The organism is Cochleicola gelatinilyticus, from assembly GCF_001637325.1.
GTDB lineage: Bacteria > Bacteroidota > Bacteroidia > Flavobacteriales > Flavobacteriaceae > Cochleicola > Cochleicola gelatinilyticus.
On record NZ_LRXL01000045.1, the window covers coordinates 268679 to 292571 of the forward strand.

General features: G+C 35.6%; 24 protein-coding genes and 1 other RNA gene. 13 read left to right on the top strand and 12 right to left on the bottom strand.

The features are described 5' to 3' along the window. Positions 1-105: 105 nt before the first annotated feature. Genes ULVI_RS11785 through ULVI_RS11800 form a run of 4 tightly spaced genes read left to right on the top strand, consistent with a single transcriptional unit; the run spans position 106 to position 3029 of the window. Positions 106-657, top strand: coding sequence for an RNA polymerase sigma factor (locus tag ULVI_RS11785; RefSeq protein ID WP_068592979.1), 552 nt, complete (start codon positions 106-108; stop codon positions 655-657). Further along, positions 654-1202: a hypothetical protein gene (locus tag ULVI_RS11790; protein WP_068592980.1), complete on the top strand. Its 549-nt coding sequence runs from the start codon at positions 654-656 to the stop codon at positions 1200-1202. The genes ULVI_RS11785 and ULVI_RS11790 overlap by 4 nt, the downstream gene beginning before the upstream one ends. Next, a complete protein-coding gene (locus tag ULVI_RS11795; RefSeq protein ID WP_068592981.1) occupies positions 1186-2271 on the top strand; it encodes a hypothetical protein in 1086 nt (361 codons plus the stop codon). Before ULVI_RS11790 ends, ULVI_RS11795 begins: the two co-directional genes overlap by 17 nt. A 23-nt stretch (positions 2272-2294) precedes the next feature. After that, positions 2295-3029 (top strand): head GIN domain-containing protein, encoded by a 735-nt coding sequence (locus ULVI_RS11800; RefSeq protein ID WP_068592983.1) that lies wholly within the window; start codon positions 2295-2297, stop codon positions 3027-3029. Positions 3030-3105: 76 nt separating this feature from the next. Here ULVI_RS11800 and ULVI_RS11805 read toward each other — a convergent pair whose 3' ends face one another. The 3 genes from ULVI_RS11805 to ULVI_RS11815 all read right to left on the bottom strand — a co-directional run bounded on the left by ULVI_RS11805 (position 3106) and on the right by ULVI_RS11815 (position 6840). After that, positions 3106-4503 carry a DUF6252 family protein gene (locus ULVI_RS11805; RefSeq protein WP_068592984.1) on the bottom strand — a complete coding sequence of 466 codons (1398 nt, stop codon included), beginning with the start codon at positions 4501-4503 and terminating at the stop codon, positions 3106-3108. A 47-nt stretch (positions 4504-4550) separates the two neighbouring features. Beyond that, positions 4551-5870, bottom strand: coding sequence for an MFS transporter (locus ULVI_RS11810; protein ID WP_068592986.1), 1320 nt, complete (start codon positions 5868-5870; stop codon positions 4551-4553). A 148-nt stretch (positions 5871-6018) separates the two neighbouring features. Next, positions 6019-6840, bottom strand: a complete 822-nt coding sequence (locus ULVI_RS11815; protein ID WP_068592987.1) for a M48 family metallopeptidase — start codon at positions 6838-6840, stop codon at positions 6019-6021. Positions 6841-7007: 167 nt separating this feature from the next. Between ULVI_RS11815 and ULVI_RS11820 the strand changes: the two genes are divergently transcribed. The 4 genes from ULVI_RS11820 to lpdA all read left to right on the top strand — a co-directional run bounded on the left by ULVI_RS11820 (position 7008) and on the right by lpdA (position 10106). After that, complete coding sequence (locus ULVI_RS11820; RefSeq protein ID WP_068592988.1) at positions 7008-7490, top strand: hypothetical protein; 483 nt, start codon at positions 7008-7010, stop codon at positions 7488-7490. A 191-nt stretch (positions 7491-7681) separates the two neighbouring features. Then, complete coding sequence (gene msrB, locus ULVI_RS11825; protein WP_068593106.1) at positions 7682-8167, top strand: peptide-methionine (R)-S-oxide reductase MsrB; 486 nt, start codon at positions 7682-7684, stop codon at positions 8165-8167. Continuing rightward, positions 8157-8555: a peptide-methionine (R)-S-oxide reductase MsrB gene (gene msrB, locus ULVI_RS11830; RefSeq protein ID WP_068592989.1), complete on the top strand. Its 399-nt coding sequence runs from the start codon at positions 8157-8159 to the stop codon at positions 8553-8555. Before msrB (ULVI_RS11825) ends, msrB (ULVI_RS11830) begins: the two co-directional genes overlap by 11 nt. Before the next feature lie 174 nt (positions 8556-8729). Then, entirely contained in the window at positions 8730-10106 is a 1377-nt protein-coding gene (gene lpdA, locus ULVI_RS11835; RefSeq protein WP_068592990.1) for a dihydrolipoyl dehydrogenase, read from the top strand. Positions 10107-10183: 77 nt separating this feature from the next. Here lpdA and aroQ read toward each other — a convergent pair whose 3' ends face one another. The 3 genes from aroQ to ULVI_RS11850 form a co-directional block, all read right to left on the bottom strand. Next, positions 10184-10630 (bottom strand): type II 3-dehydroquinate dehydratase, encoded by a 447-nt coding sequence (gene aroQ, locus ULVI_RS11840; protein ID WP_068592991.1) that lies wholly within the window; start codon positions 10628-10630, stop codon positions 10184-10186. A gap of 69 nt (positions 10631-10699) precedes the next feature. Beyond that, a complete protein-coding gene (locus ULVI_RS11845; protein WP_068592993.1) occupies positions 10700-11332 on the bottom strand; it encodes a porin family protein in 633 nt (210 codons plus the stop codon). A 124-nt stretch (positions 11333-11456) separates the two neighbouring features. After that, positions 11457-12002, bottom strand: coding sequence for a porin family protein (locus tag ULVI_RS11850; RefSeq protein WP_068592994.1), 546 nt, complete (start codon positions 12000-12002; stop codon positions 11457-11459). 110 nt (positions 12003-12112) lie between these two features. On the opposite strand from ULVI_RS11850, the gene xerD reads away from it, so the two are divergent. Beyond that, positions 12113-13009 (top strand): site-specific tyrosine recombinase XerD, encoded by an 897-nt coding sequence (gene xerD, locus ULVI_RS11855; protein ID WP_068592996.1) that lies wholly within the window; start codon positions 12113-12115, stop codon positions 13007-13009. 158 nt (positions 13010-13167) lie between these two features. Further along, entirely contained in the window at positions 13168-14115 is a 948-nt protein-coding gene (locus ULVI_RS11860) for an aldo/keto reductase (protein ID WP_068592997.1), read from the top strand. Between the two features lie 75 nt (positions 14116-14190). Here ULVI_RS11860 and rny read toward each other — a convergent pair whose 3' ends face one another. The 4 genes from rny to ULVI_RS11880 form a co-directional block, all read right to left on the bottom strand. Continuing rightward, the gene (gene rny, locus ULVI_RS11865) at positions 14191-15756 is read right to left on the bottom strand and encodes a ribonuclease Y (protein ID WP_068592998.1); all 1566 of its coding nucleotides are present in this window, start codon (positions 15754-15756) and stop codon (positions 14191-14193) included. Positions 15757-15884: 128 nt separating this feature from the next. Continuing rightward, a non-coding RNA gene (gene ssrS / locus ULVI_RS11870) (6S RNA) lies at positions 15885-15992 on the bottom strand. 52 nt (positions 15993-16044) lie between these two features. Beyond that, complete coding sequence (locus tag ULVI_RS11875; protein ID WP_068592999.1) at positions 16045-16335, bottom strand: cell division protein ZapA; 291 nt, start codon at positions 16333-16335, stop codon at positions 16045-16047. A 9-nt stretch (positions 16336-16344) separates the two neighbouring features. Further along, positions 16345-16635: a hypothetical protein gene (locus ULVI_RS11880; RefSeq protein WP_068593000.1), complete on the bottom strand. Its 291-nt coding sequence runs from the start codon at positions 16633-16635 to the stop codon at positions 16345-16347. Between the two features lie 149 nt (positions 16636-16784). On the opposite strand from ULVI_RS11880, the gene ULVI_RS11885 reads away from it, so the two are divergent. Next, positions 16785-18476 carry a M23 family metallopeptidase gene (locus ULVI_RS11885; RefSeq protein ID WP_068593001.1) on the top strand — a complete coding sequence of 564 codons (1692 nt, stop codon included), beginning with the start codon at positions 16785-16787 and terminating at the stop codon, positions 18474-18476. A gap of 9 nt (positions 18477-18485) precedes the next feature. Next, complete coding sequence (locus ULVI_RS11890) at positions 18486-20948, top strand: TonB-dependent receptor (protein WP_068593107.1); 2463 nt, start codon at positions 18486-18488, stop codon at positions 20946-20948. 66 nt (positions 20949-21014) lie between these two features. Here ULVI_RS11890 and ULVI_RS11895 read toward each other — a convergent pair whose 3' ends face one another. Continuing rightward, the gene (locus tag ULVI_RS11895; RefSeq protein WP_068593002.1) at positions 21015-22163 is read right to left on the bottom strand and encodes a cysteine desulfurase family protein; all 1149 of its coding nucleotides are present in this window, start codon (positions 22161-22163) and stop codon (positions 21015-21017) included. A gap of 150 nt (positions 22164-22313) precedes the next feature. On the opposite strand from ULVI_RS11895, the gene ULVI_RS11900 reads away from it, so the two are divergent. Then, entirely contained in the window at positions 22314-23234 is a 921-nt protein-coding gene (locus tag ULVI_RS11900; protein ID WP_068593003.1) for a hypothetical protein, read from the top strand. On the opposite strand, the gene ULVI_RS11905 is transcribed toward ULVI_RS11900, so the two are convergent. Beyond that, positions 23231-23779 (bottom strand): Smr/MutS family protein, encoded by a 549-nt coding sequence (locus ULVI_RS11905; protein ID WP_068593004.1) that lies wholly within the window; start codon positions 23777-23779, stop codon positions 23231-23233. The genes ULVI_RS11900 and ULVI_RS11905 overlap by 4 nt on opposite strands. Positions 23780-23893 lie beyond the last annotated feature (114 nt).

The following is a 23893-nucleotide window of genomic DNA, read 5'->3' on the forward strand; positions in this document are numbered from 1 at the left end:
AATTTATCGATAAAACGATATGTTGCTTAATTTTTAAAAAAAATGTTAGTGTACGTGTAACAATTCATACCTTGGGTACTCTCTATACTAAACGAAGTATTTTTTTTGTCACTAACCCATCAAAATATTGAAACGTTACTGTTGCTCTGTAAAAAGAACAACCAGTTAGCACAATTAGAAGTGTACAACCGCTACCAGAAAGCGATGTATAATGTTGCGGTGCGCATTGTAAAAGATACTGCCGAAGCCGAAGATGTAATGCAAGAATCATTTATAACCGCATTTAGCAAATTAGATTCTTTTAAAGGAGATGCCACTTTCGGAGCTTGGTTAAAACGTATCGTGATTAACAATAGTATTTCACAATATAAAAAATCGAAACGATTTGTGACACTTCCTGAATATCATTTAGAAGATGAAATCGAAGAAAATACTAGTAGTATTGAAGAAGACTTTAGTCGTACAAAAGCGCAGCAGGTAATGCGTTGTTTAGAATTGTTGCATACCAGCTATAAACAAATACTAACACTGCATTTAATCGAAGGATATGATTACGAAGAAATCTGTGATATTATGCAACTAAGCTATGCGAATTGCAGAACAATGGTATCGAGAGCAAAAGAAAGTTTACGAAAAAAATTAATGGCAACGTCATGAAAAAAGATGCAATAGATGAACTGTTTAAAAATCTTGAAGGTAGTTTCGATATACACGAAACGGCCAACGGACACCAAAAACGTTTTCTTACTAAGTTACAGAATAAGACGACTAAGGAAGAACCAAAAAACAAAACATGGTGGAAACCACTCTCTATAGCTGCTTCTATCGCAGTACTTTTGGCAGTAAGTTCTTTATTTCTGAAAACAACGCCAACGTATGCAGAATTAGCAAGTGTTTCTCCCGAAATGAAAGAAACACAATCGTTTTTCACCTCAACAATTTCTGAAGAGTTACAAACCCTAAAAAGTTTTAATACTACTGAAACGAAAGAACTGGTAGACGATGCACTTTATCAACTTTCTATTCTTGAGGAAGAATATGAATCACTTAAAATAGACCTTACTGAAAGCGGAAACGACAAACGAGTAATCTATGCCATGATTAACAACTTTCAAAATCGAATTGAATTGTTACAACAGGTTATTGAAACCATAGAAGAAATAAAAACACTTAAAAATTATAAAGATGAAACTACATTATAACATACTCCTCATTTTATTTTTAGTCCCCATAATGGCGTTAGCCAGTCCGGAAAAATTTAAAGGAAAATACACCAAAGAGAAAACAATTAAAAAAGAATTTTCGGTAAATGCCAAAGCAGGGCTTAAAGTAAACAATAGCTACGGAAATATCGATATTGTTACGTGGGGAGAAAACAGAACCGTGATCGAAGTTTTTATAAAAACCAACGGAAATGACGAAGAGGAAGTACAGCGAAAATTAGACGAAATTAAAGTTGATTTCACTGCCAATGGATCGTTAGTTACTGCCATTACGAAATTCAATGAAGAAAAAAGTTCTTGGAAGTTTTGGGGAAATAAAAACAGTAGTATTTCAATGGAAATTAATTACGCCATTAAATTACCTGTCACCAATACTGTAGACTTAAATAACGACTACGGAACAATTAGCATTAATAAGCTTGAAGGAAATGCAAAAATCAATTGCGATTATGGACAACTAATTATCGGTGAATTATTAGCAGATGATAATTACCTTACTTTCGATTATACCGATAATTCTACCATCACTTACATGAAAAGTGGTAAGATCGACGCCAATTACTCTGGATTCACATTGGACAAAACAGAGCGTGTAGAGATTGCTGCAGATTACACCCATTCTGAAGTTTTAGAGGCTAAAGACGTAAACTATAATTGTGATTATGGTAAAGTAACAATACAAAAAGTAGGAGAGCTCATAGGACGTGGCAATTACGTTACCGTACGATTAGGAACAGTAAGTGGTTCGGTAAATCTAAATAGCGATTATGGCTCTATAAAAATCGATGAGATAACAAATACGGCTAAAAATGTGACACTCAATGGAGATTATACAGGAATAAAAATGGGCTTCTCCCCTAGTTACCATTTCAATTTTGTTGTAGACCTCTCTTACGCAGGGTTCACGGGAGAAAACGATCTTACTGTTACCAAATCCTCAAAAGACTATACTCATAAAACCTACTCAGGTTATCATGGAAAAGAAAATTCTGGAAATACAGTGAATATAAATTCCGATTACGGAAGCGTGACCTTATCTAAAAACTAACAAGTAACTAAAACAACACAATCATGAAAACACTATCACAAATTGTACTTACCGCAATATTATTATGTACAGCCACCATCGATTCTCATGCTCAGAAATGGGGAAATAAAAAAGTTAAGGGAGATGGGAATGTTATTACTAAAACGATTACAACACAAGAATATGATGTAGTTGATGTAACAGGTTCTATGGATGTAACACTTATAACTGGAACGGAAGGATCTGTAAAAGTTACCACAGATAGTAATCTTCATGAATATATTACCGTTGCAACTAAAGGAAAAACACTTTATATTAAAATTGAAAACGGTATTTCGATTCGCTCTCAAAAGGGAATAAAAGTTACTATACCATTTACCGATCTGAGTGGTCTTGATCTTGTTGGGTCAGGAACAATAGAAAGTGTTGCGGCTATTTCTTCTGAAAATTTTGAAGCACAAATTACGGGTTCTGGCGGAATTAAAGTTACAATTAATACTCAAAATTTCGACGCTAAAGTTACTGGCTCTGGGGATTTGAAAGTTAATGGTAACGTTCAGAATCTAGAGGTGAAAGTAACAGGTAGTGGGACTTTTAATGGAAAAGAACTAATAGCAGAAAATACAGAAGCCTATGTCTCTGGATCTGGAGAAGCTTCAGTAGTTGCAAACTCTAGTTTAAAAGCTCGTGTTAACGGTTCTGGAGATATTACTTATTCTGGTGCAGCAAATAAAAATGACACAAAGGTATTAGGCTCTGGCTCTATTAAATCGATGTAACCTATTACATTCAGTCAAAATAATAAAAAAAGCCACTTCATTTATAAGTGGCTTTTTTTATTTAACAAATTATTTTTTACTGTACCGTTAAAAAGAATTGACCTTCAGTAACTTCAAAAGTTTGGGGATCAACACCATTTGGATCTGTAGCTGAAAAAGAAAACCTACCTTCTATATTCCCTGTAACTTCATTATAACTATTAATTATAAGTATACCGGGATTACTACTGTAATTCACAGGGTTGTTTTCTGTATCTGGAGCATAAATTCCAACTATATTTTGAAAGTTTTCAAGTGTAGGATCCATCTCGTACGTACCTGCTTCGATCGTTCCAGGAAACGTTACACTTAAGAGTTCGTTACCAACAGTAGCGGTAATACGAATAATTTCGTTCCCTGCAAACGTTGTGTAAATAGCCGTAGCAGAAGTTGTTCCAAAATCTTCGTCGTCTACCTTTACTGAAAATGGGTCGTTGGTTCCAGGCATAGGTGTGTAACTAACATTTAAATTACCTTGAGTTACTTGCACTGTATCTGAAGAGCCTCCTACAGGATCGGTTCCTGTAAATGAAAATGTAGCCTTAATTTTTCCACTCAAAGTGCTAAATTCTGTTATTGTGATTGTGCCTGGATTAGAGGTGAGATTATTACCACCCTGTCCATCGTTATAGATTCCTATAAGTTTTGCGCCATTCGAAATAGACTCCATAGAGAATGTCCCTATTCCAACATTTTCAGGAATATCTATACGTAGTAGTTCTCCAGTTTCAGTACGGGCTTCAATTTTAACTACGTTTTCATCACCAACAACACGTACTTCGGCAGTGAAACTATCTTCTACAAATTCTTCTCCATTTACGTTTGCGAAGAAGGGATCTGTATCATCGGGATCCTCTTCATCGATCTCTTCAAAATCATATGGTAGATTTTTAAACGCTCCCAATGTAATTGCTATATTTTCGGTAACAGGGTCCCCGTTTGCGTCTACAATTGGATCACCATTTGCATCGAAAGTTGGACGTGCTCCTAGTATGCTAAAAGTACCCGTAATGGTAAGGTCCATTACATTTAAATCTGTAATTTGTAATTGCCCGGTACCCCCAAAAGCAAGAGATGTTGTATACGGGTTCAACGTGTTTTCTTCATCAAAATAAATACCTATATTTTGGGTTCCTGAACCTGAAGTTAAATTAAATGTGCCAGTTCCAGCATTTTCTACTCCTATAGTGATACTCTCCCCCGTTGATTCTTTAGTTCCTGTAATAACTAATTCGTTGTTTGAATTTAAAACCACAGTGGTACTTTCTGCTAGAAATTCTGTATTACCGATCATTGCTTTAAATTGACCGTCCTCCAGTAAACCGGGGTCGTTCTCGTCAGGAAAATCAGTATCTAAAGGTTCATTAGTACAAGCTGTAAATTGAAATGCAACAAATGCAATCAATACCCAGTTAAAAAGTTGAAATCGATTCATAAAAACAGGTTTATTAGGTAATAACCGCAAACTTAAGTAAAAATTGTTTATCCATTTTTATTTCTTGGCACTCTGAATAATAAAAGTAATCCTATTATAAAGAACAGAATAAAGAAGAGAATTGCATACCGTATGCTACCCGTTAGTTGCGCTACATATCCATAACTAAACATACCGATAACAATACCTATTTTTTCTGATACATCGTAAAAACTAAAATATGAAGCAGTATCTATGGCATTTACTGGGATTAATTTTGAATAGGTAGATCGAGAGAGCGATTGAATTCCTCCCATGACAAGTCCTACTATAGAAGCTGTAACATAAAATTGTTCTGGCGTTGTAATTGTATATGCATAAACACATATACATGCCCAAATAATATTAAGAACAATTAGAGTATTTATATTACCAAATTTCTCTGAGGCTCGGGATGTTAAGAAGGCTCCCAATACGGCCACTAATTGTATTAATAGAATACTCACAATTAATCCAGTGGTTGCATCGGTATCGCCCCAATCAAGTTCTTCAATCCCAAAATAAGTAGCCACCAACATAATGGTTTGAACAGCCATACTGTACACAAAAAACGCTCCCAAGAACCGTTTTAATGCAATATTATCTTTTAGACTTAACCATATCTTTTTAAGCTCTTTAAATCCGTTAAAAATAACATTCCTTGTTAATTTCTCTTTTTTATTTCCCTTCGGAAGGTGATAATATGAATATTGACTAAATCCAATCCACCATACTCCTGTTAATACAAAAGAAAGTCGTGTGGGTAACCCTTCATCTTCGAATCCGAAGGTTTCATAAGATAATATCATTCCCAAGCAAAGTACTAATAGAATTACGCTACCTATGTACCCTAAAGAATATCCTTTTGCACTTATTCGATCTTGCTGCTCAGGAAAAGCAATGTCTGGTAAATATGAATTATAAAATACCAAACTTCCCCAAAAGCCGATTAAAGCTAGAAAATAACATAAAAGACCAAACCATAAATATTCCATGTCGAACCAAAACAGCCCGATACATGAGATCGCTCCCATGTAACAGAAGAATTTCATAAACGCTTTTTTGTTTCCTACATAATCGGAAATTCCACTTAAAAAGGGGCTTAGAATAGAAACCATTAAAAAAGCAGCGGCAGTAACATAACTTATTAAGGTGTCATTATTAAAATCGTATCCTAGAAAAGTAACGGTGTCACTCACTATTTTTCCATCTTCTTTTACCAGAGTTAAAGCACCGTAAAATATTGGGAATACTGCTGAAGCAATTACTAAGCTGTATACCGAGTTTGCCCAATCGTAAAACGCCCAAGCATTCAATAATTTTTTGCTACCCTTTGGAAGATTTGCCATAATTTTAAAATCTATGTTTCAGAAGAAATAAAATGAACTGCTAAAATAGCAGAATGTTTTTTATAATTAGGGATTGTTTTACGTTTCAGAACATAAAAAAAGCCACTATTATAAAATAGCGGCTTTTTAAAATAAGTTGATAGTTATACTAACTTTTTCTGAAGGTTGTTACACCATATTTACGTGCTTCTGCTTTAGCTTCGGGAGCCCAACCTGTAATATTTCTAATTCGTGTATCACTAGATGGGTGTGTACTTAGAAACTCCGCTGGAGCACCTCCTGCTTGTTGTTTCATTCGTTGCCATAATTCTGCTGCTACGATAGGATCATATCCTGCAATAGCCATTAAAGTTAACCCAATTCGATCTGCTTCGGTTTCATGGCTTCTGCTAAAAGGAAGCATAATTCCAACCTGAGAGCCAATTCCATAGGCCTGATTAAAAATCCCTTGCTTTTTAGGATCACTGCTTAGCGCTATATTTCCTGCTACAGCACCCAATTCTTGTAATTGTCCAGCACTCATACGTTGCTGTCCGTGATTTGCTAAAGCATGTGCTACTTCATGTCCCATTACCGCAGCAACTCCAGCTTCATTTTGAGTTACGGGAAGAATTCCTGTATAAAAAACAATTTTCCCTCCAGGCATACACCACGCATTTACCGCATCATCTTGAACGAGATTGTATTCCCATGAATAATCTTTTAAATATCCAGAGTATCCATTTGCTGTAAGCCATCGCTCAGCAGCAGTGGAAATTTTTTGTCCAACATTTGAAATCATTTTAGCATCTGAAGTACCTCTCACTACCTTATTTTCTGAAAGAAATTGATCGTATTGTTGAAAAGCCATTGGAAGGATCTGTGAATTGGGCACCAAGGCTAATGTTTTTTTCCCTGTAAAAGGATTTTGTGCGCAAGCAACCATTAATAGGGTGACTGCAAGGATGGATAGTGTTTGTTTAAATTTCATTTTGTTACTTATTTTCGTTGGAATAAATATAGTTATATCCTTTTAGTATTCTCTTAAAATTATTTTAAAACAATTTCGTGTCAGAAGGACATAAAATTCGCACAAAATTAGTCAGATTATTAAAGTTGGAATGAATTTTGAAGATTCTTTTTAAAAACATACATCTTATGAAAAATCTACTTTTAGTATTATCTCTTACAACTGCATTTCTTTTCTCGTCTTGTACTAAAGAAACTACCGTTGTAGAGGAACAATTATTTTTAGCACAAACGTTCGAGGTTACTACGACGCTTTCTTTTAATTCTAATTCGAACCTCTATCAATCACAGCGATTTACATATCCGTTCGAAGTATTTGAAAGTGATGCGGTACTTGCATATCGTTTAGAAGATATCGATGAAGATGGATTTGATGTATGGACCCAATTACCACAAAATTTTTATTTGGCAAATGGTGACATCGTTCAATACCTACACCTTCAAACTTTTGTAGATGTTCAGATTTTATTGGATGGTGATTATGACCCAGACACTTTACCTTTATTTTTAACAGACAACCAAACATTTCGTTTTGTAGTAGTTCCATCTGAATTTGCCGATGCAAATATGTCTATGGATGAAGCGATTGAAACCTTCGACCTTCAATTCTAAGTAAATAGTTTCAGAGGCTATAATAAATACTTAAATTGAAGTTAAATAGTATCTTATTCCGTTAGGTTCAAGAAAAAATTCGACATAATTTTATGTTATATCATGATTTCAGAGGTAGATTAAAAATTGAGATCAAGTAAAAAACAAAGAATATAGCATTGAAATTGTTGAATTATAAATCAAATCAAGAAATGAAAAAAATAGTAGTATTACTTGCTGCTTTTGCATTGTTTAGCTGTAAAAGTAAAGCACAGGAAGAAAAGAAAGATCAGGATTTTAAAGTTAGTAAAACTGAAGCCGAATGGAAGGCTGAACTTTCTCCAGAAGAATTTTATGTGCTTCGAGAAGCTGGAACAGAACGTCCTTTCTCAAGTGAATTAAATAAAGAATATTCGAAAGGAACCTTTGTTTGTGCTGCGTGTAAAACACCACTTTTTAAATCTGAAAATAAATTTGACAGTGGTACTGGATGGCCAAGTTTCGATCGTGAGATTGAAGGAAACGTTGCCTATTCAACAGACAAAAAAATTGGATACACTCGTAAAGAAGAACATTGTGCTACATGTGGCGGACATTTAGGTCACGTATTTAATGATGGGCCTAAAGAAACTACCGGTTTACGTCATTGCGTAAATGGAGATGCCTTAGATTTTATACCTGCAGACAATGGAAAATAAAAAATATCCCATTCAGAAAACTGAAGCAGAATGGCGTGCTGAGCTAGGTGATGAACGCTATCGTATTCTGCGTGAAAAAGGAACTGAAAGACCACACACGGGTGAGTATAATCTTCATTTCGAAGATGGAGCCTATGTATGTGGAGCTTGTCATACACCATTATTTAAAAGTGACAGTAAATTTGAAAGCGGTTGTGGATGGCCTTCGTTCGATGAAGCCATCGATGGTGCAGTGGAATATGTAAAAGATCATACCTTTGGAATGGTACGCACCGAAATTCTGTGTTCCAATTGCGGCAGTCATCTAGGTCATGTATTTAATGACGGTCCTACGAAAACCGGACAACGTTTTTGTGTAAATTCACTATCGGTCGATTTCGAAAATTAATAAACTTAATAGTTTTAATAGGCATTATTTTCTGGTTATTACTAGGATCTGATGCCTTTTTGTTTTTCAAATAGTTTTGAAACATAGGGTTTTGTGATTTTCCTTTTTAGAATTGGTGCTTGTAACATACATTTCGTAAATTCGTAGCTTCAAATCAACGACAAAATACAGACAATGAGCAAATACGACGTAATCGTTTTAGGTAGTGGTCCCGGAGGCTACGTAACGGCTATTCGGGCTTCACAGCTTGGACTTAAAACAGCTATTATAGAAAAAGAAAGTTTAGGAGGCGTATGCCTTAACTGGGGTTGTATCCCAACAAAAGCACTGCTTAAAAGTGCTGAAGTATTCGATTATCTTAATCATGCTGAAGACTACGGCCTTACAGTAAAAGGAGCCGATAAAGACTTCGGAAAAGTGATTGAAAGAAGTCGTGGTGTTGCCGAAGGAATGAGCAAAGGTGTTCAATTTCTTATGAAGAAGAATAAAATTGAAGTTATTAAAGGCTTCGGAAAGTTACAGCCAGGTAAGAAAGTTGAAGTGGATGGTACAGTATACAGTGCAGATCACATTGTTATTGCAACAGGTGCACGCTCTCGTGAACTTCCTAATTTAAAACAGGACGGAGAAAAAGTGATTGGGTACCGTGAAGCAATGACCCTTAAAAAACAACCTAAAAGCATGATCGTTGTAGGAAGCGGTGCGATTGGAGTTGAATTTGCACATTTTTACAAAACAATGGGAACGGACGTTACTGTAGTGGAGTTTTTACCAAATCTGGTTCCATTGGAAGATGAAGATGTTTCAAAGCAATTTGAGCGTTCCTTTAAGAAAGCAGGTATTAAAGTAATGACCAATTCTTCCGTAGAGAAAGTAGATACGTCTGGGAAATTGGTTAAAGCTACAGTAAAAACTAAGAAAGGGGAAGAAATACTTGAAGCAGAAGTAGTTCTTTCTGCAGTTGGAATTGTTGCCAATCTTGAAAATATTGGTCTGGAAGATGTAGGTATTGTAACAGACAAGGGAAAGATCATGGTAAACGACTGGTATCAAACAAATATTCCGGGATATTATGCCATCGGGGATGCAGTACCTGGCCCTGCCCTAGCCCACGTGGCTTCTGCCGAAGGTATTTGCTGTGTTGAAAAAATTGCAGGTGCCCATACTGAAGCAATCGACTACGGAAACATTCCAGGATGTACCTATGCTTCGCCAGAAATTGCAAGTGTTGGAATGACCGAAAAACAAGCAAAAGAAGCTGGATACGATTTAAAAGTTGGAAAATTTCCGTTCTCTGCCAGCGGAAAAGCAAGTGCCTCTGGTAAAAAAGATGGTTTTGTAAAAGTTATTTTCGATGCAAAATATGGAGAATGGTTAGGCTGTCACATGATTGGTGCAGGAGTTACCGATATGATTGCTGAAGCCGTACTTGGGCGTAAACTAGAAACCACAGGACATGAAGTATTAAAAGCGATTCACCCTCACCCTACGATGAGTGAAGCGGTAATGGAAGCAGTTGCAGATGCTTATGGAGAAGTAATTCATTTATAACATAGGCTTTAGTTCAATAAAAAATGCGGCTATCAATAGCCGCATTTTTTATTTAGAATGTTTTTTTTAGGCTTTTATTATAGGTTTAAAATTCCATCACTTCCTTCTTCAGTTAAAAAACTTTGAAGCGCCAATTCATAGCTTTGAAGTCCGAAGCCTACAATCACCCCTTTCGTGTTGGGTGCTACAAACGATTTATGACGAAACTCCTCTCTTTTATACGTATTTGAAATATGAACTTCGACTACTGGAGTTTGTATTGCTTTAACGGCATCTGCAATTCCCACAGAAGTATGTGTATATGCCGCTGCATTTAAAATAATTCCTTGATACGTATAGCCTACCTCTTGTATCTTGTCGATAAGCTCTCCCTCAATATTAGATTGAAATTGAGATAGCTCAACCTCCTTATATTTAAATTGAAGAGTAGTAAAAAAATCGTTAAACGTTTCATCTCCGTAAATGTCGTTTTCCCGTTTGCCTAATAAATTTAGATTAGGACCATTGATGATCATTATTTTCATAGGGTAAATATAGAAATAAAAAAGCAGGAGTTTTTAGCTCCTGCTTATCATATTTTCCTTGTTATAATTTTAGAATTTATAACCAACTGATAACGATAGTACCGAGTTAGTAAGGTCATCCTCAAAAATTCCGTCTTCCGAATCATTTCCGGCATCATTAACATTGCTTAATCCTAATACATAGCGTGCCTGAAAGAAAACCCCCATAGGCAAGCGATATGCTGCTCCTATTCCTGCTCCAAGATCAAAACTTGAAAAGTCATCCTTCAAGTCAATTGTAGTTTCCCCTTCATTTCCATCTTCATCAATATTAGTTTCAAATTCAGATTTAGCTCTAAAACCGAATTGCGGCCCTCCTTCTAAACTAAATTCGTCTGTCACATAAAATTTTGCCATTACAGGTATATTGATATAATCTAAAATTAATTTACTTTCAACGGTTGTACCAGCAAATTCATCTTTACGCTGTAACCCCTGCTGAGAGTACAAAACCTCAGGTTGAATCGAAAACTTTTCAGTTACAGGAATTTCTACAAGACCACCAACGTGAAATCCTGTTCTTCCATCGGCATCTTCGACATCGTCACCTGTAAGCTTAGCAAAATTAACTCCTGCTTTTGCACCCATTCTAAAATCTGCCTGAGCAAATGTTGTCGATACTCCAAAAACTGCTACAGCAGCTACTAAAAAAACTTTTTTCATAATTTTTTGTTTTAGTTAAGAAGCAAACATACATATTGATTCGACTCAAAAATGCCAATTATCTATTAATTTCTCTTAAAAACATCTTAAAACCAGTAATTTAAGGTTAAATAGGCTAAATGAATTATAAAAAATTGTACCCTAGAGCAATTGAAAAGACACTGTTTTTCCCTTCTAAACCATCTACTACATCGTTAAGCCCTAATTGATAACGAGCATCAATACGAATACCCAATTCGAAATCGAATCCTACACCGGCGACAGCACTTAAATCGAAGGTTTCTGCTTCTATTTGAGATTCAACATCTGCGAGAGCTAGGTCGATGTCATCACTAATTAAAAAACCGAACTGAGGTCCAGCTTGTATATTTAATCCTCGAAATAAATAATATTTTACTACAACTGGTACATTTACATAAGACAGATCGAATTTCGCAGCATCGAATTCTGCACCTTGTTGTGAAAAAAGAACTTCGGGTTGTATTACTAAGACATCTGTAGGTTTAATTCCTAAAAAAGCGCCGGCAAGAAACCCCGTTTTATTCGAACCATCTCCTGCATCACTAATGTTTGCAAAAGTAGCTCCCCCTTTAATTCCAAATTCTATTCCTTGTGCGTTACTGTTTAAATACGCACCAAAAATAAAGACCAATACAAATAATTTTTTCATAATAAATAATTTTCAGGTTTGTCATATAAAGGTACAAAAAATGGTTTTTTTCTTGCAAATGATCTTTCATCTGGTTTCTCAAATTAAAAAAAATATCCTAATATCGTAGAATGAAATGGACGCAAGCCTTACAAGAATATCAAGATTATCTTCGTATTGAAAGAGGCCTTTCAAAAAATTCTATTTTAAATTATTCTTTAGATATAAAAAAATTGATTGGTTGGTTAGAAGAGCATTCGATTCAAACATCGCCCGTAGTAATTACTGAAGAATCTTTACAAGAATTTATTTACACGATAGCTAAAAAAGTTAACCCGCGTTCTCAGAGCAGGATTATATCGGGTTTACGTGGGTTCTTCAATTATCTCGTTTTTTCAGAATACCGAACTACAAATCCATTGGAACTAATTGAAAGTCCGAAAATAGGTCGCAAACTACCCGATACGCTTTCCGAAGAAGAAATCGATATGCTCATTAAAAATATCGATCTAAGCAGTTCTCAAGGAGAACGCAACCGTGCAATCTTAGAAACTTTATATGCATGTGGTTTAAGAGTTTCAGAATTAATATCCTTAAAAACATCAGATCTTTTCTTTGAAGAAGGCTTTATTAAAGTAACTGGAAAAGGTGATAAAGAGCGTTTTGTCCCTATTGGAGACGGTACTATAAAATTCATCGAATTATACCGGAAAGAAATTCGCGTACATGAACCTATTCAACCTTTGGCGCAAGATACTTTATTTTTAAACAGGAGAGGAAATCCTCTTTCTCGTTCTATGATCTTCGTAATTATTAAAGAACTTGTGGTTAAAGCAGGAATTCGTAAAACTATTAGTCCGCATACGTTTCGGCATTCGTTTGCGACTCACCTTTTAGAACGGGGAGCCGATTTACGTTCTATTCAACAGATGCTAGGTCACGAGAGTATTACTACTACAGAGGTGTACACACATTTGGATAAAAAACACCTTACTTCAGTTTTAAATAATTTTCATCCACGAAAATAAGTTTCTATTATAACAAATATTTTAGATTACATTTTTTTTTCTGAAACTTCACACCTTTACAACTTCCCATATGGGTTAAATAAACGCTAAAGTGTTTTAATTCTTTTTATGCGCTTAATTCATTTCGTAAATTCTTCCGAAGAAAAAAAATAAAAACTATGAAAACACTAGAATTTGAAAATAAAGACCGGATGCATGCCATTGGTTTAGGAACTTGGAAAGCAACCGGAAATGACGTAAAAAAAGCTGTGAAAAATGCTCTAGAAATTGGTATCCGACATATAGATACAGCAGCTGCTTATGGAAACGAGTCTGAAATTGGTGAAGCATTGGCAGAAGTTTTTGAAGAAGGAAAAATTCGAAGAGAAGATGTATTTATTACGTCTAAATTGTGGAATAACGCACATCAAGAACGGTCGGTTTTACCTGCACTTCAAGAGAGTTTAAAAAAGCTTCAATTAGATTATCTGGATTTATATTTAATCCACTGGCCAGTCGCCTTTAAAGCTAATGTAAACCAGCCTTCCTCACCTTCAGATTATCTTTCACTTGAGGAAGTTCCTATTATTGAAACATGGAGAAAAATGGAAGAAGCAAAAGAAAATAGATTGGTACGACATATTGGAGTTTCTAATTTCAGTAAAGAAAAATTGAACGATCTTATTTCGAAAGCAACCCATAAACCAGAAATGAATCAAGTGGAGCTGCACCCTTTATTACAACAGGATGAATTATTAAATTTCTGTAAGAAAGAAGGTGTTTTTATGACTGCATATTCTCCCCTTGGTTCTGGAGATCGATCTAAAAACATGAAAGGTGAAGACGAACCAAACCTTATGGAGCTTGACACCATTAAAGAAATCGCTAAAAAGAACAATGCTACTCCTGCACAAGTATTAATTTCGTGGCATGCTCATCGTGGGTGTGGAGTGATCCCAAAATCGACCAGTAAAGATCATATTGAGTTGAACTTTCGAGCAGCAGATCTATCGCTTTCTGAAAAAGAATTAGAACAGATTTCAAAATTGGATAAACACTATCGGTTTATAACTGGTAAATTTTTTGAAGAACCTTCTAAAGGTTACGAAAATATTTATGATGAGTAATCATTAGGAATTATAATAAAACAAAAAATGCCCGAACATTATACTCGGGCATTTTTAATTTCCTATAAAATGTTTTTATTTCGCAATATTTACCGCTCTGGTTTCCCGAATTACGGTTACTTTAACTTGACCTGGATACGTCATGTCTGTTTGAATTTTTTGAGAAATCTCAAATGAAAGTTGCGCCGCCTTGTCGTCACTTACTTTTTCACTCTCTACCATTACGCGTAATTCACGTCCAGCTTGTATGGCATATGCTTTATTAACGCCGTTAAATCCGAAAGCAATGTCTTCAAGATCTTTTAAACGTTGAATATACGAATCCATTACCTGTCTTCTTGCGCCTGGCCTTGCACCACTAATAGCGTCACAAACTTGTACGATAGGTGACAGTAAACTTGTCATTTCTATTTCGTCGTGGTGAGCTCCAATAGCATTACATACCTCAGGCTTCTCCCCGTATTTTTCTGCCCATTGCATTCCAAGGATTGCGTGAGGCACTTCTGTTTCGGTTTCTGGCACTTTACCAATATCGTGTAATAATCCCGCCCGTTTTGCTAATTTTGAGTTTAAGCCTAGTTCGGCAGCCATAACGCTACATAATTTTGCAACTTCACGTGAATGCTGTAATAAATTCTGACCATACGAAGAACGGTATTTCATTCTCCCTACTGCTTTAATTAATTCGGGTTGCAAGCCATGAATTCCCAAATCGATTACTGTTCGTTTTCCAACTTCAATAATCTCTTCTTCTATTTGTTTGGTTGTTTTTTTAACAATTTCTTCAATTCGTGCTGGGTGAATACGCCCATCGGTTACTAATTTATGTAGCGACAATCGTGCTATTTCACGACGTACAGAATCGAAACAAGATAGGATAATAGCATCTGGCGTATCATCTACTATAATCTCGACCCCAGTCGCAGCTTCTATTGCACGAATATTTCTACCTTCACGCCCTATAATACGTCCTTTTACATCGTCACTTTCAAGATTAAATACAGAAACACAATTTTCTACAGACTCTTCGGTACCGATTCGCTGTATGGTGGTAATAATAATTTTCTTAGCTTCCTGTTGCGCCGTCATTTTGGCTTCTTCCACAGAATTTTGAATATAAGCCATTGCACTAGATTTGGCTTCTTCCTTAAGGCTCTCCATAAGTTGTGCCTTAGCTTCATCAGCAGAAAGACTTGAAATTACTTCCAATTGATTAATCTGATTGCGATGCATTTTGTCTATCTCATTCTTTTTTTTCTCAAGGTAGTCTAACTTCTCATCGTAATCTTTCTGCTTACTATCTATTTGCGCATTTAATTTTTTATTTTTCGCTAATTCATTAGATACTTGAGATTCTTTATCACGAGTTCGTTTTTCGGCATCAGACATCTTCTTCTCACGACTCATTATTACTTTCTCGTGTTCGGACTTAAGTTCTATAAACTTCTCTTTTGCTTGAAGCATTTTATCTTTCTTTACGCTTTCTGCTTCAGACTTGGCTTCTTTTAAAATTGAAGTGGCTTCTTTTTTTGCTGAATTTACCATAGCGGTAGAACGTTGTTTTTCTAAAAATTTAGCAATTCCGAAACCTATAGCCAATCCTACGATTCCAATAATTATAATGAGTAATGTGCTATCCATATTTTAAAAATTAAATCCGGTTTTCCGGGTTGATTAAGGATTTTAGGGACGTTTCTATTATCCTTTCATTTTCCATTTACCTTACTTTAAGGCAATAAAAAAGCCTACATTAATAACTTGATTTGAATAAACTCCTTAAAGAAAAGTTTAGGGCTAACAAGTTGGTCAAGTATCCGCTCAAAGACGGCTCGCTTTTACAACTTTAACTCACCCTTTTTAAAGAATTCGTGTTGAGTTTACCAAAATATGTATTAATGTAGGCAGTAACCTATTGTAATGTAAAGAACGTTATGATAAATGATCCTGCAATAATTGATTTAAAGTTGCTAATTTCTCTTCAACTTCATGCGTATCATTTTCTTTATCAATCTCTTTTTGCTCTACCTGAGCGGCAAATTGCAAAGCACACATGGCTAATACATCCTGCTTATCTCTTACGGCATAACTCTGTTCGAACCGCTTGATCATAGTTTCTATTTTCTTTGCCGCTAACCGGAGGCCTTCCTCCTGTACCGGGTTAATTGTCAAAGGATATACCCTATCGGCAATCGAAAGTTTGATCTTTAGTTGGTCTGACATGGTTGTGTTTTAATCGGAAAGTTGTGTAATACATTGATCTATTTCCCGAATTAAAGCATTTATCTTGAGCTTTGTTTCTCTTTTATGTTGGTCGCTGCCAAGCATTGAATTTGCTGTCTTTAATGAGTTACAGGTTTCGACCCATTGATCAATTTCATTCTGATACCGATCTTTCTGTGATCTTAATTCTGAAAGTTCTTCTTCCAGTTTCACATTCTCCTGCTTCAATTTTTCATGTCTATGAAGCAGCTTGCTAATTCTATTCTCAAGAGAATCAACAATTTCTGAAAGGTTGCTCATTAATTTCTAATTCAATACTACTCTCACAAAGTTAACATACGTATCCAAATAAGACAACTGTTTTCTGTAATTTTTTGTAATATTGAAGTCTGTTTACAATAAAACTGCAACAACCCCCGTATTATCTACAGCAAATGCTACATTATCTTATGAGAAAAATTTTTATTGTATTATACATTATAGGTGTTGCAGCCTACGGCCAGAGCTCTTTACCCACAGATTATTTTAGTGATCCATTAAACATACCTATTATTCTTTCTGGAAGTTTTGGAGAATTAAGAAGTAATCATTTTCACAGCGGACTTGATATAAAAACACAACAGCGTGAAGGACAACCTATTTTTGCTCCTGCCGATGGATTTGTTAAGCGCATTAAAGTGGCTCATTATGGGTATGGAAAAGCACTATATATTCAACATCCAAATGGCTATACTACGGTGTATGCTCACCTTCAGCGATATGCGCACGATATTAAAGATTATGTAAAGAATGCTCAATATGAAAAAGAAACATATGAGATTGAATTATTTCCTGAGGCAGGGCTGCTTGAAGTAAAAAAAGGAGAAATAATTGGCTATACTGGTAACAGCGGTAGCAGTGGCGGTCCTCATTTGCATTATGAGATACGAGATGCAGCTTCACGCCCCATGAATCCTATGTTATTTGGTGTAGAAATTCCCGACACTAAAAAACCTCTGGTTACTTCGGTATTTGTATATCCTGTTGGAGAACAAGCCCATGTTGACCAGTCGCAAAATCCGCAGAAATTACGATTAATGCTTCAAAAAGACGGTTCGTATAAAGCTGAAAAAATCTCAGCGCTGGGTAAATTAGGTATTGGAGTGTCCACAAACGATCAGCAAAATGGAGCTTCCAATAAAAACGGAGTTTATGAAATTAAAACCACATATAACGGAGAAGAAAAATTTAAGGTCCTATTCGAAAAGTTTTCATTTGGTGAGACACGCTATTTAAATCGGTATATCGATTTCGATTACTTTAAAACCAATAAAAGTAGAGTTCAGAAACTATTTAGAGAAGCTAACAACCCCTTAAGTATCATAAAAAGCGAAGTAGACAACGGATATATTACGGTTGAGGACGGTTTCACATCAAATTTTACTATTGAAATTCGAGATTTTAAAAATAACAAAGTAATAATTTCTATCCCTATTGAAGGAGCCGATAAAGAAATTCTGGATCCGAAAGAAAGTAAAGAAACCGACAATTATATCTATGCGAATGAAGCTACTTCTATAACGAAAGGAAAATTTAACATTTATATTCCGGCAAATAGTTTGTATGAAGACACATATTTAGACATTCAGGTTGAAGGCGACACTTTGAAGTTTCATAAAGATGTAATTCCAATCCATAAAAACATCACTATTACGGTAGATGCTGATAACTACACAGCTTCAGATCTAGACAAATTATATATTGGAGAGCTAAATTACCGTGGAGAACCATACTATAACAGAACGTACCGAAAAGGAACAAAACTTTCGGCAAAAACCCGCTCTTTTGGCACGTATGCTTTAGTTGCAGATACTACTGCTCCTACTATAAAACCACATAATTTCATCAACGGAAAATGGGTGAGTAAACTAGATAACCTTCAGATAAAAATTGAAGATGACCTTAGCGGAATTAGTTCGTACCGTGCTACCATCAACGGAAAATTCATCGTCACGGAATATAATTATAAAAAAGACGTTCTTACTTATAATTTTGAAGACGAAATAATTTCAGAAACCGAAAATAATTTGAAACTTATCGTTACCGATAATGTAGGAAATAGCACTACATTTGAAGCAACTTTTTTCAGAAAACAACTCTAATCTTTGCGTTTGAAAACTACTTCTTTTTTTACTCTGATTCTTACATTTCTTTTCACCAGTATCGTTGTTGCTCAAACTGCAACAGTTCGTGGTGTTATTTTAGATACTGAAAACATTCCCGTTGCAGGTGTTAATATTTCGTACGGTGACGAGGGAGTTATGTCTAATTTTGATGGATACTATTTAATTGAAGTTCCCTCGAATGAAAATATAACCCTTACCCTTTCGCACATTAGCCATAAGAATATTCAGGTGACAGTGAATCTATCTCCTACTGAAGACTTTGAGCTTAATCCGGTAATGAAAGTTGATATTGAGCAGATTACAGAGGTGGTTATTTCGGGGAGAGAAAACAAACAGGTACAAGGTATTACCACGCTAAGTCCCGAAGCAATCCGCAAAATTCCAGGTGCAAATGCTGGAGTTGAAAACCTTCTAAAATCATTGCCGGGAGTAAATGGAAACAATGAATTAAGTACCCAATACGCAGTTCGCGGTGGAAATTACGATGAGAATCTAGTGTATGTAAATGAAGTTGAAGTGTATCGTCCCTTTCTTATTCGTAGCGGACAACAAGAAGGATTAAGTTTTGTAAATAGTGATCTTACCTCAAATGTTGATTTTTCTGCGGGGGGGTTTCAAGCAAAGTACGGTGACAAACTTTCTTCTGTATTAGATATTACTTATCGTCGTCCAGTTGATTTTGGTGCGAGCCTTGATCTCAGTTTACTAGGAGCTAGTGCTTCTGTAGAAGGTATTTCTAAAGATGGAAGACTTTCGGGCATTGTTGGATTACGCTATAGAGACAACAGTTTATTTGTGGATGCAAAACAAACAGAGACAAACTATCGTCCAACCTTTGCAGACGCACAGACCTACCTTACGTATAAATTCTCTAACAAATTCGAACTTGGATTTCTAGGAAATTTATCGATAAATAATTACAGTTACCGTCCACTTACTCGCCAAACCAATTTTGGAACAATCGCCGATCCCATTGCACTGCTTGTTTTTTATGAAGGACAAGAAGAAGATAGATACGATACGTATTTCGGTGCTTTAAAAGGAACTTACTTGGTGTCGGACAATTATACCGCAAAACTAATAGGATCCATTTACCAAACACAGGAACAAGAGTATTTCGATATATTAGCGCAATATCGGTTGGGAGAGGTTAATACAAATATTGGCGACGAAGAACTTGGGGAAGTTCAATTTAGTGAAGGTATTGGCTCACAACTAACTCACGCTAGAAACGATCTTGATGCGCTAATTATAAATTTAGAGCACAAAGGGAATATCGCCATTGAAGAAAACAATATTGAATACGGGATTAAATATACCCATGAAGATATTCGTGATCGTGTGCAGGAATATGAGATCATTGATTCTGCAGGTTTTTCTATTCGGCCACCTATTATCGATTTTGCCAACAATCAACCCTACGATCCATATACTTCTCCCATAGTACCTTTTACAGACATTCGTGCACAGAATGATGTGCAGATAGACCGACTGTCTGGATATGCACAATGGAGTAAAAGAACAACTGTGGGAACTAACGATGTTTGGTTAAATGCTGGAGTTAGAGCACATAATTGGACTGTAAGCGGAACAGGAATTGAAAGTAATTCGCAAACCGTTTTTAGTCCACGAGCACAGGTCTCTATAAAACCAGATTGGGACATGGATATGTTGTTTCGATTATCAGGTGGATTTTACCACCAACCTCCCTTCTATCGTGAGTTAAGAGATAGTACTGGAGCAGTTCGACCCGAAGTAAAAGCACAACAATCTGTTCATATTGTTGCTGGGAACGATTACAGTTTTAAATTATGGGAACGTCCATTTACACTAAATAGTGAAGTGTATTACAAACGACTTACCGACGTAAATCCATATACCCTTGAAAATGTGCGCATTCGGTATCGTGCCACTAACAATGCCATTGCATATTCGTACGGATTAGATGCTCGACTATCGGGTGAGTTTATCGCTGGAACGGAAAGCTGGATAAGTATTGGATATTTAAAAACAGAAGAAAACATTAATGATCGTGGCTATATTTTTAGACCTACCGATCAACGGCTTAAATTCGCAGCCTTAATACAAGATTACGTAAAAGTAATACCCAACTTAAAAGGATATTTAAACCTAACGTATAATACAGGGCTTCCAGGGGGTTCTCCCAGCTATGCAGACCCTTATGATTACCAAACAAGACTCCCAGATTACAAAAGAGCCGATTTAGGTGTTTCATACGTACTAGTTGATGAAAACAACCGAAAAGAAACGGGTTGGATGAAGCCTTTTAAAGAATTAACTATAGGCGCTGAAATCTTCAATATATTCGACGTACAGAATTCAATTACCAATACTTTTGTACGAGATGTATATACAAAGGTTCAATATGCAATTCCCAACTATTTAACGCCACGTATCTTTAATGTACGGGCTACAATGAAGTTTTAAAACACACTATTACTTCTAAAGTTTTACAATTTAGCTTCCATCAGTAGCAAAAATTGAACGAAAGCTTTATTCTGCAATAAACTTTTTAAGTACTTCAATTACATAATCGATTTCTTCCTTTTTATTAAAACTTGAAAAAGAGAATCGAAGGGACGGTTTTTGAAGGTCTTCTTCGGAAAGAATTGCGTTTAACACATGAGACCCTTTAGAGCTTCCGCTTTGACATGCACTTCCACGCGAGCAAGCAATGCCATTAAGATCCATTTGAAACAATAACATAAGTGCTTTTTCGGGAGTAACAGGAAGACATACATTAAGTAGTGTGTAGGTACTTTGGGTATCATCTTCGCATTTTCCATTAAAGGTAACGCCAGGGATATGGGTTCTAAGTTGCTCTTTAAAATAATTTTTAAGATCAAGAATATATTTGCGTTCTTTCTCCAAATTCTGATACGATAATTTAAGCGCTTCTGCCATGCCGGCGATTGCATACACCGCTTCGGTACCTGCACGCAAACCTCTTTCCTGTTCCCCTCCACAAATTAACGACTTGATCCCTGAATTTTTACGTACAAAAGCAAATCCTGCACCTTTTGGACCGTGGAACTTATGCGCAGCAACTGCAGCAAAATCGATAGGAATTTCAGAGAAATCTAATTCGTAATGTCCCACAGACTGAACAGTATCACTATGAAAAAGCGCATTGTATTTCTTACAAAGCTTGGCAACACGTTCAAGGTCTAGTAAGTTTCCTATTTCATTATTTACATGCATAAGACTTACCAATGTTTTTTCCTCACTAGCCGCAAGCATCGATTCAAGATGGTCGTAGTCTACCTGACCTTTTTCGTCTAATTTTACATAATCTGCAGAAATATTATATTTCTTTATAAGGTTATCTACAGTATAAAGAATTGCGTGATGTTCAATTTTACTTGTGATAATTCGCGTCACTCCAAGGTCGCAAACGCAACTGTTTAAAATTAAATTATCTGCTTCAGTTCCTCCCGAAGTAAAGATTATTTCTGCCGCCGACACCTTCAAATAAGCTGCAATTTCTTTTCTTGCATTTTCAAGTAAAGATTTAGCTGATCTCCCGTAAGAATGTGTAGAAGAAGGATTTCCATATTCAGTTCTTAAAACTTCAGAAATACAATGGATTACTTCGCTTCTTAATTCCGTAGTAGCAGCACTATCAAAATATACTTTTTTCATGAGGAACTTTTTGTTAGTTATTGTCCGTAAAAAAGATGCACATTATGCAATTTTTAACGATGCAAAAGTACACATTATAATAAATTTGCAATAGTTCAGTTGTTAAGAATTGTGTTACTTTGTATAAATTCAGAAATAAGATTACAACGCATGTTTAGATTTATTGCCATCGTACTACTTTCCTTGTTATTTCAAAGCTGTGATGACGGAGATATTATTGTAACTTCATTTAATTTTGGTGATGCTAATTTAGCACTATGCGGAGGACCAGAGACATATGTTTTTTACAAAATTAACAATGACGCTCAAGAAAGTATTTCTCTACAAATAGAAGCTGTAGATAGTATGTTTATAAAGCAAGACACCCTTACATTTATACTAGATGGAAATTCCAATTTTGTATCTTATCGTAAATATGACGGCCCTGTAACTTCATCTTATTTTTGTCAGAGCACCCCTCCTATTACCCCTACAGTTACATTAAATTACGCTGGTGATTCTGGTACTGCTGTGTTAACCACAACGTTACTTTTAGACGATAACGATGGAGTTCCAACGGTAGAAAATAGTGTTGACATTATGGAAGAAGGAATGGGCGATTTAGACGGTGATGGAATACCAAATTATTACGATAGTGATGATGATGGTGACAACATTCCAACAGCAGTTGAACTAGCGCTCGATCTTAACGAAGATGAAGACAATAACCCACTTACCACCCCTAACGATTTTGACGACGATGGTATTCCCAATTATCTTGATAGCGACGATGATAATGATGGTGTACCTACCCGAAATGAGGATAGTGATGATGAAGGGTTAGATCCTCGAGATGATACTAATAACGACAATGTGCCAAATTACCTAAATAGTGATGTAACCAATTCTTTTGATAGCGAAGCTTACATTCAACACTCTTTCGATAGAAATAGTGATATCCAACTATTACTTTCAGATCTGGTTCTTACCAATGCCTCTGAAACAATTACTCAAGAAACCATTAATATGGGAACTATAGATAATGTAGTGGATGATACCGTTACATTTACCCCTATCTTTACAGTGGATTAAGGATTTTTATTCTGAAAAATATATACTTCGGTTGCGCCTCTTCCGTATTTTTGAAAATTTGCATCGTTATATTGCAGGTTTTCATACCTTCTAAAAAGAAATTCTAATTCTGCTCGAAGTACCCCCTCACCCACCCCATGAATAAAAACAACGCGCTGAATTTTTTTCTGAATAGCAAAGTCAAGCTGACGTTTGGCAGTGTCTAATTGTATATTCAACATTTCATAATTGCTCAACCCTTTTGTGTATGGCATTAATTGATGAATATGTAGGTCCACTTCCATAGGGGGAAGTGTTCGTTCTTTTGGCTTTACCCTTTTGCTTTTTTTAGGTGTTTTCTCTTCGTTTTCTGAAAGTATATCTTGCACATTATCAGGGATCAATTCTAACTTAGAAAGAGGTGTTTCTATAACAATTAATTCATCTTTATGAAAATTAATTTCGAAGTCATCTTGCGTTAAAACAGTTATAATATCAGCGTTTATAGCAGTTACAACCCCATCGATGGCATCATCTACTACAGAAATTTTATCCCCTATGTTCATAATTGAAAGATTTTACTTACATTTGTGGTTAATTAAGAGTATGTTGCGTTTTTATAATGTTAATTAAATAACAAATTTATAAATTGTAAGATGCTTAAATTTGTATTATTTTTA

What these genes read in the sequence shown, in the direction of transcription:
- ULVI_RS11790 (WP_068592980.1), top strand. Translation starts at nt 654, where the DNA reads ATGAAAAAAGATGCAATAGATGAACTGTTTAAAAATCTTGAAGGTAGT.
- ULVI_RS11795 (WP_068592981.1), top strand. Translation starts at nt 1,186, where the DNA reads ATGAAACTACATTATAACATACTCCTCATTTTATTTTTAGTCCCCATA.
- ULVI_RS11800 (WP_068592983.1), top strand. Translation starts at nt 2,295, where the DNA reads ATGAAAACACTATCACAAATTGTACTTACCGCAATATTATTATGTACA.
- ULVI_RS11805 (WP_068592984.1), bottom strand. Translation starts at nt 4,503, where the DNA reads ATGAATCGATTTCAACTTTTTAACTGGGTATTGATTGCATTTGTTGCA.
- ULVI_RS11810 (WP_068592986.1), bottom strand. Translation starts at nt 5,870, where the DNA reads ATGGCAAATCTTCCAAAGGGTAGCAAAAAATTATTGAATGCTTGGGCG.
- ULVI_RS11815 (WP_068592987.1), bottom strand. Translation starts at nt 6,840, where the DNA reads ATGAAATTTAAACAAACACTATCCATCCTTGCAGTCACCCTATTAATG.
- ULVI_RS11820 (WP_068592988.1), top strand. Translation starts at nt 7,008, where the DNA reads ATGAAAAATCTACTTTTAGTATTATCTCTTACAACTGCATTTCTTTTC.
- msrB (WP_068593106.1), top strand. Translation starts at nt 7,682, where the DNA reads ATGAAAAAAATAGTAGTATTACTTGCTGCTTTTGCATTGTTTAGCTGT.
- msrB (WP_068592989.1), top strand. Translation starts at nt 8,157, where the DNA reads ATGGAAAATAAAAAATATCCCATTCAGAAAACTGAAGCAGAATGGCGT.
- lpdA (WP_068592990.1), top strand. Translation starts at nt 8,730, where the DNA reads ATGAGCAAATACGACGTAATCGTTTTAGGTAGTGGTCCCGGAGGCTAC.
- aroQ (WP_068592991.1), bottom strand. Translation starts at nt 10,630, where the DNA reads ATGAAAATAATGATCATCAATGGTCCTAATCTAAATTTATTAGGCAAA.
- ULVI_RS11845 (WP_068592993.1), bottom strand. Translation starts at nt 11,332, where the DNA reads ATGAAAAAAGTTTTTTTAGTAGCTGCTGTAGCAGTTTTTGGAGTATCG.
- ULVI_RS11850 (WP_068592994.1), bottom strand. Translation starts at nt 12,002, where the DNA reads ATGAAAAAATTATTTGTATTGGTCTTTATTTTTGGTGCGTATTTAAAC.
- xerD (WP_068592996.1), top strand. Translation starts at nt 12,113, where the DNA reads ATGAAATGGACGCAAGCCTTACAAGAATATCAAGATTATCTTCGTATT.
- ULVI_RS11860 (WP_068592997.1), top strand. Translation starts at nt 13,168, where the DNA reads ATGAAAACACTAGAATTTGAAAATAAAGACCGGATGCATGCCATTGGT.
- rny (WP_068592998.1), bottom strand. Translation starts at nt 15,756, where the DNA reads ATGGATAGCACATTACTCATTATAATTATTGGAATCGTAGGATTGGCT.
- ULVI_RS11875 (WP_068592999.1), bottom strand. Translation starts at nt 16,335, where the DNA reads ATGTCAGACCAACTAAAGATCAAACTTTCGATTGCCGATAGGGTATAT.
- ULVI_RS11880 (WP_068593000.1), bottom strand. Translation starts at nt 16,635, where the DNA reads ATGAGCAACCTTTCAGAAATTGTTGATTCTCTTGAGAATAGAATTAGC.
- ULVI_RS11885 (WP_068593001.1), top strand. Translation starts at nt 16,785, where the DNA reads ATGAGAAAAATTTTTATTGTATTATACATTATAGGTGTTGCAGCCTAC.
- ULVI_RS11895 (WP_068593002.1), bottom strand. Translation starts at nt 22,163, where the DNA reads ATGAAAAAAGTATATTTTGATAGTGCTGCTACTACGGAATTAAGAAGC.
- ULVI_RS11900 (WP_068593003.1), top strand. Translation starts at nt 22,314, where the DNA reads ATGTTTAGATTTATTGCCATCGTACTACTTTCCTTGTTATTTCAAAGC.
- ULVI_RS11905 (WP_068593004.1), bottom strand. Translation starts at nt 23,779, where the DNA reads ATGAACATAGGGGATAAAATTTCTGTAGTAGATGATGCCATCGATGGG.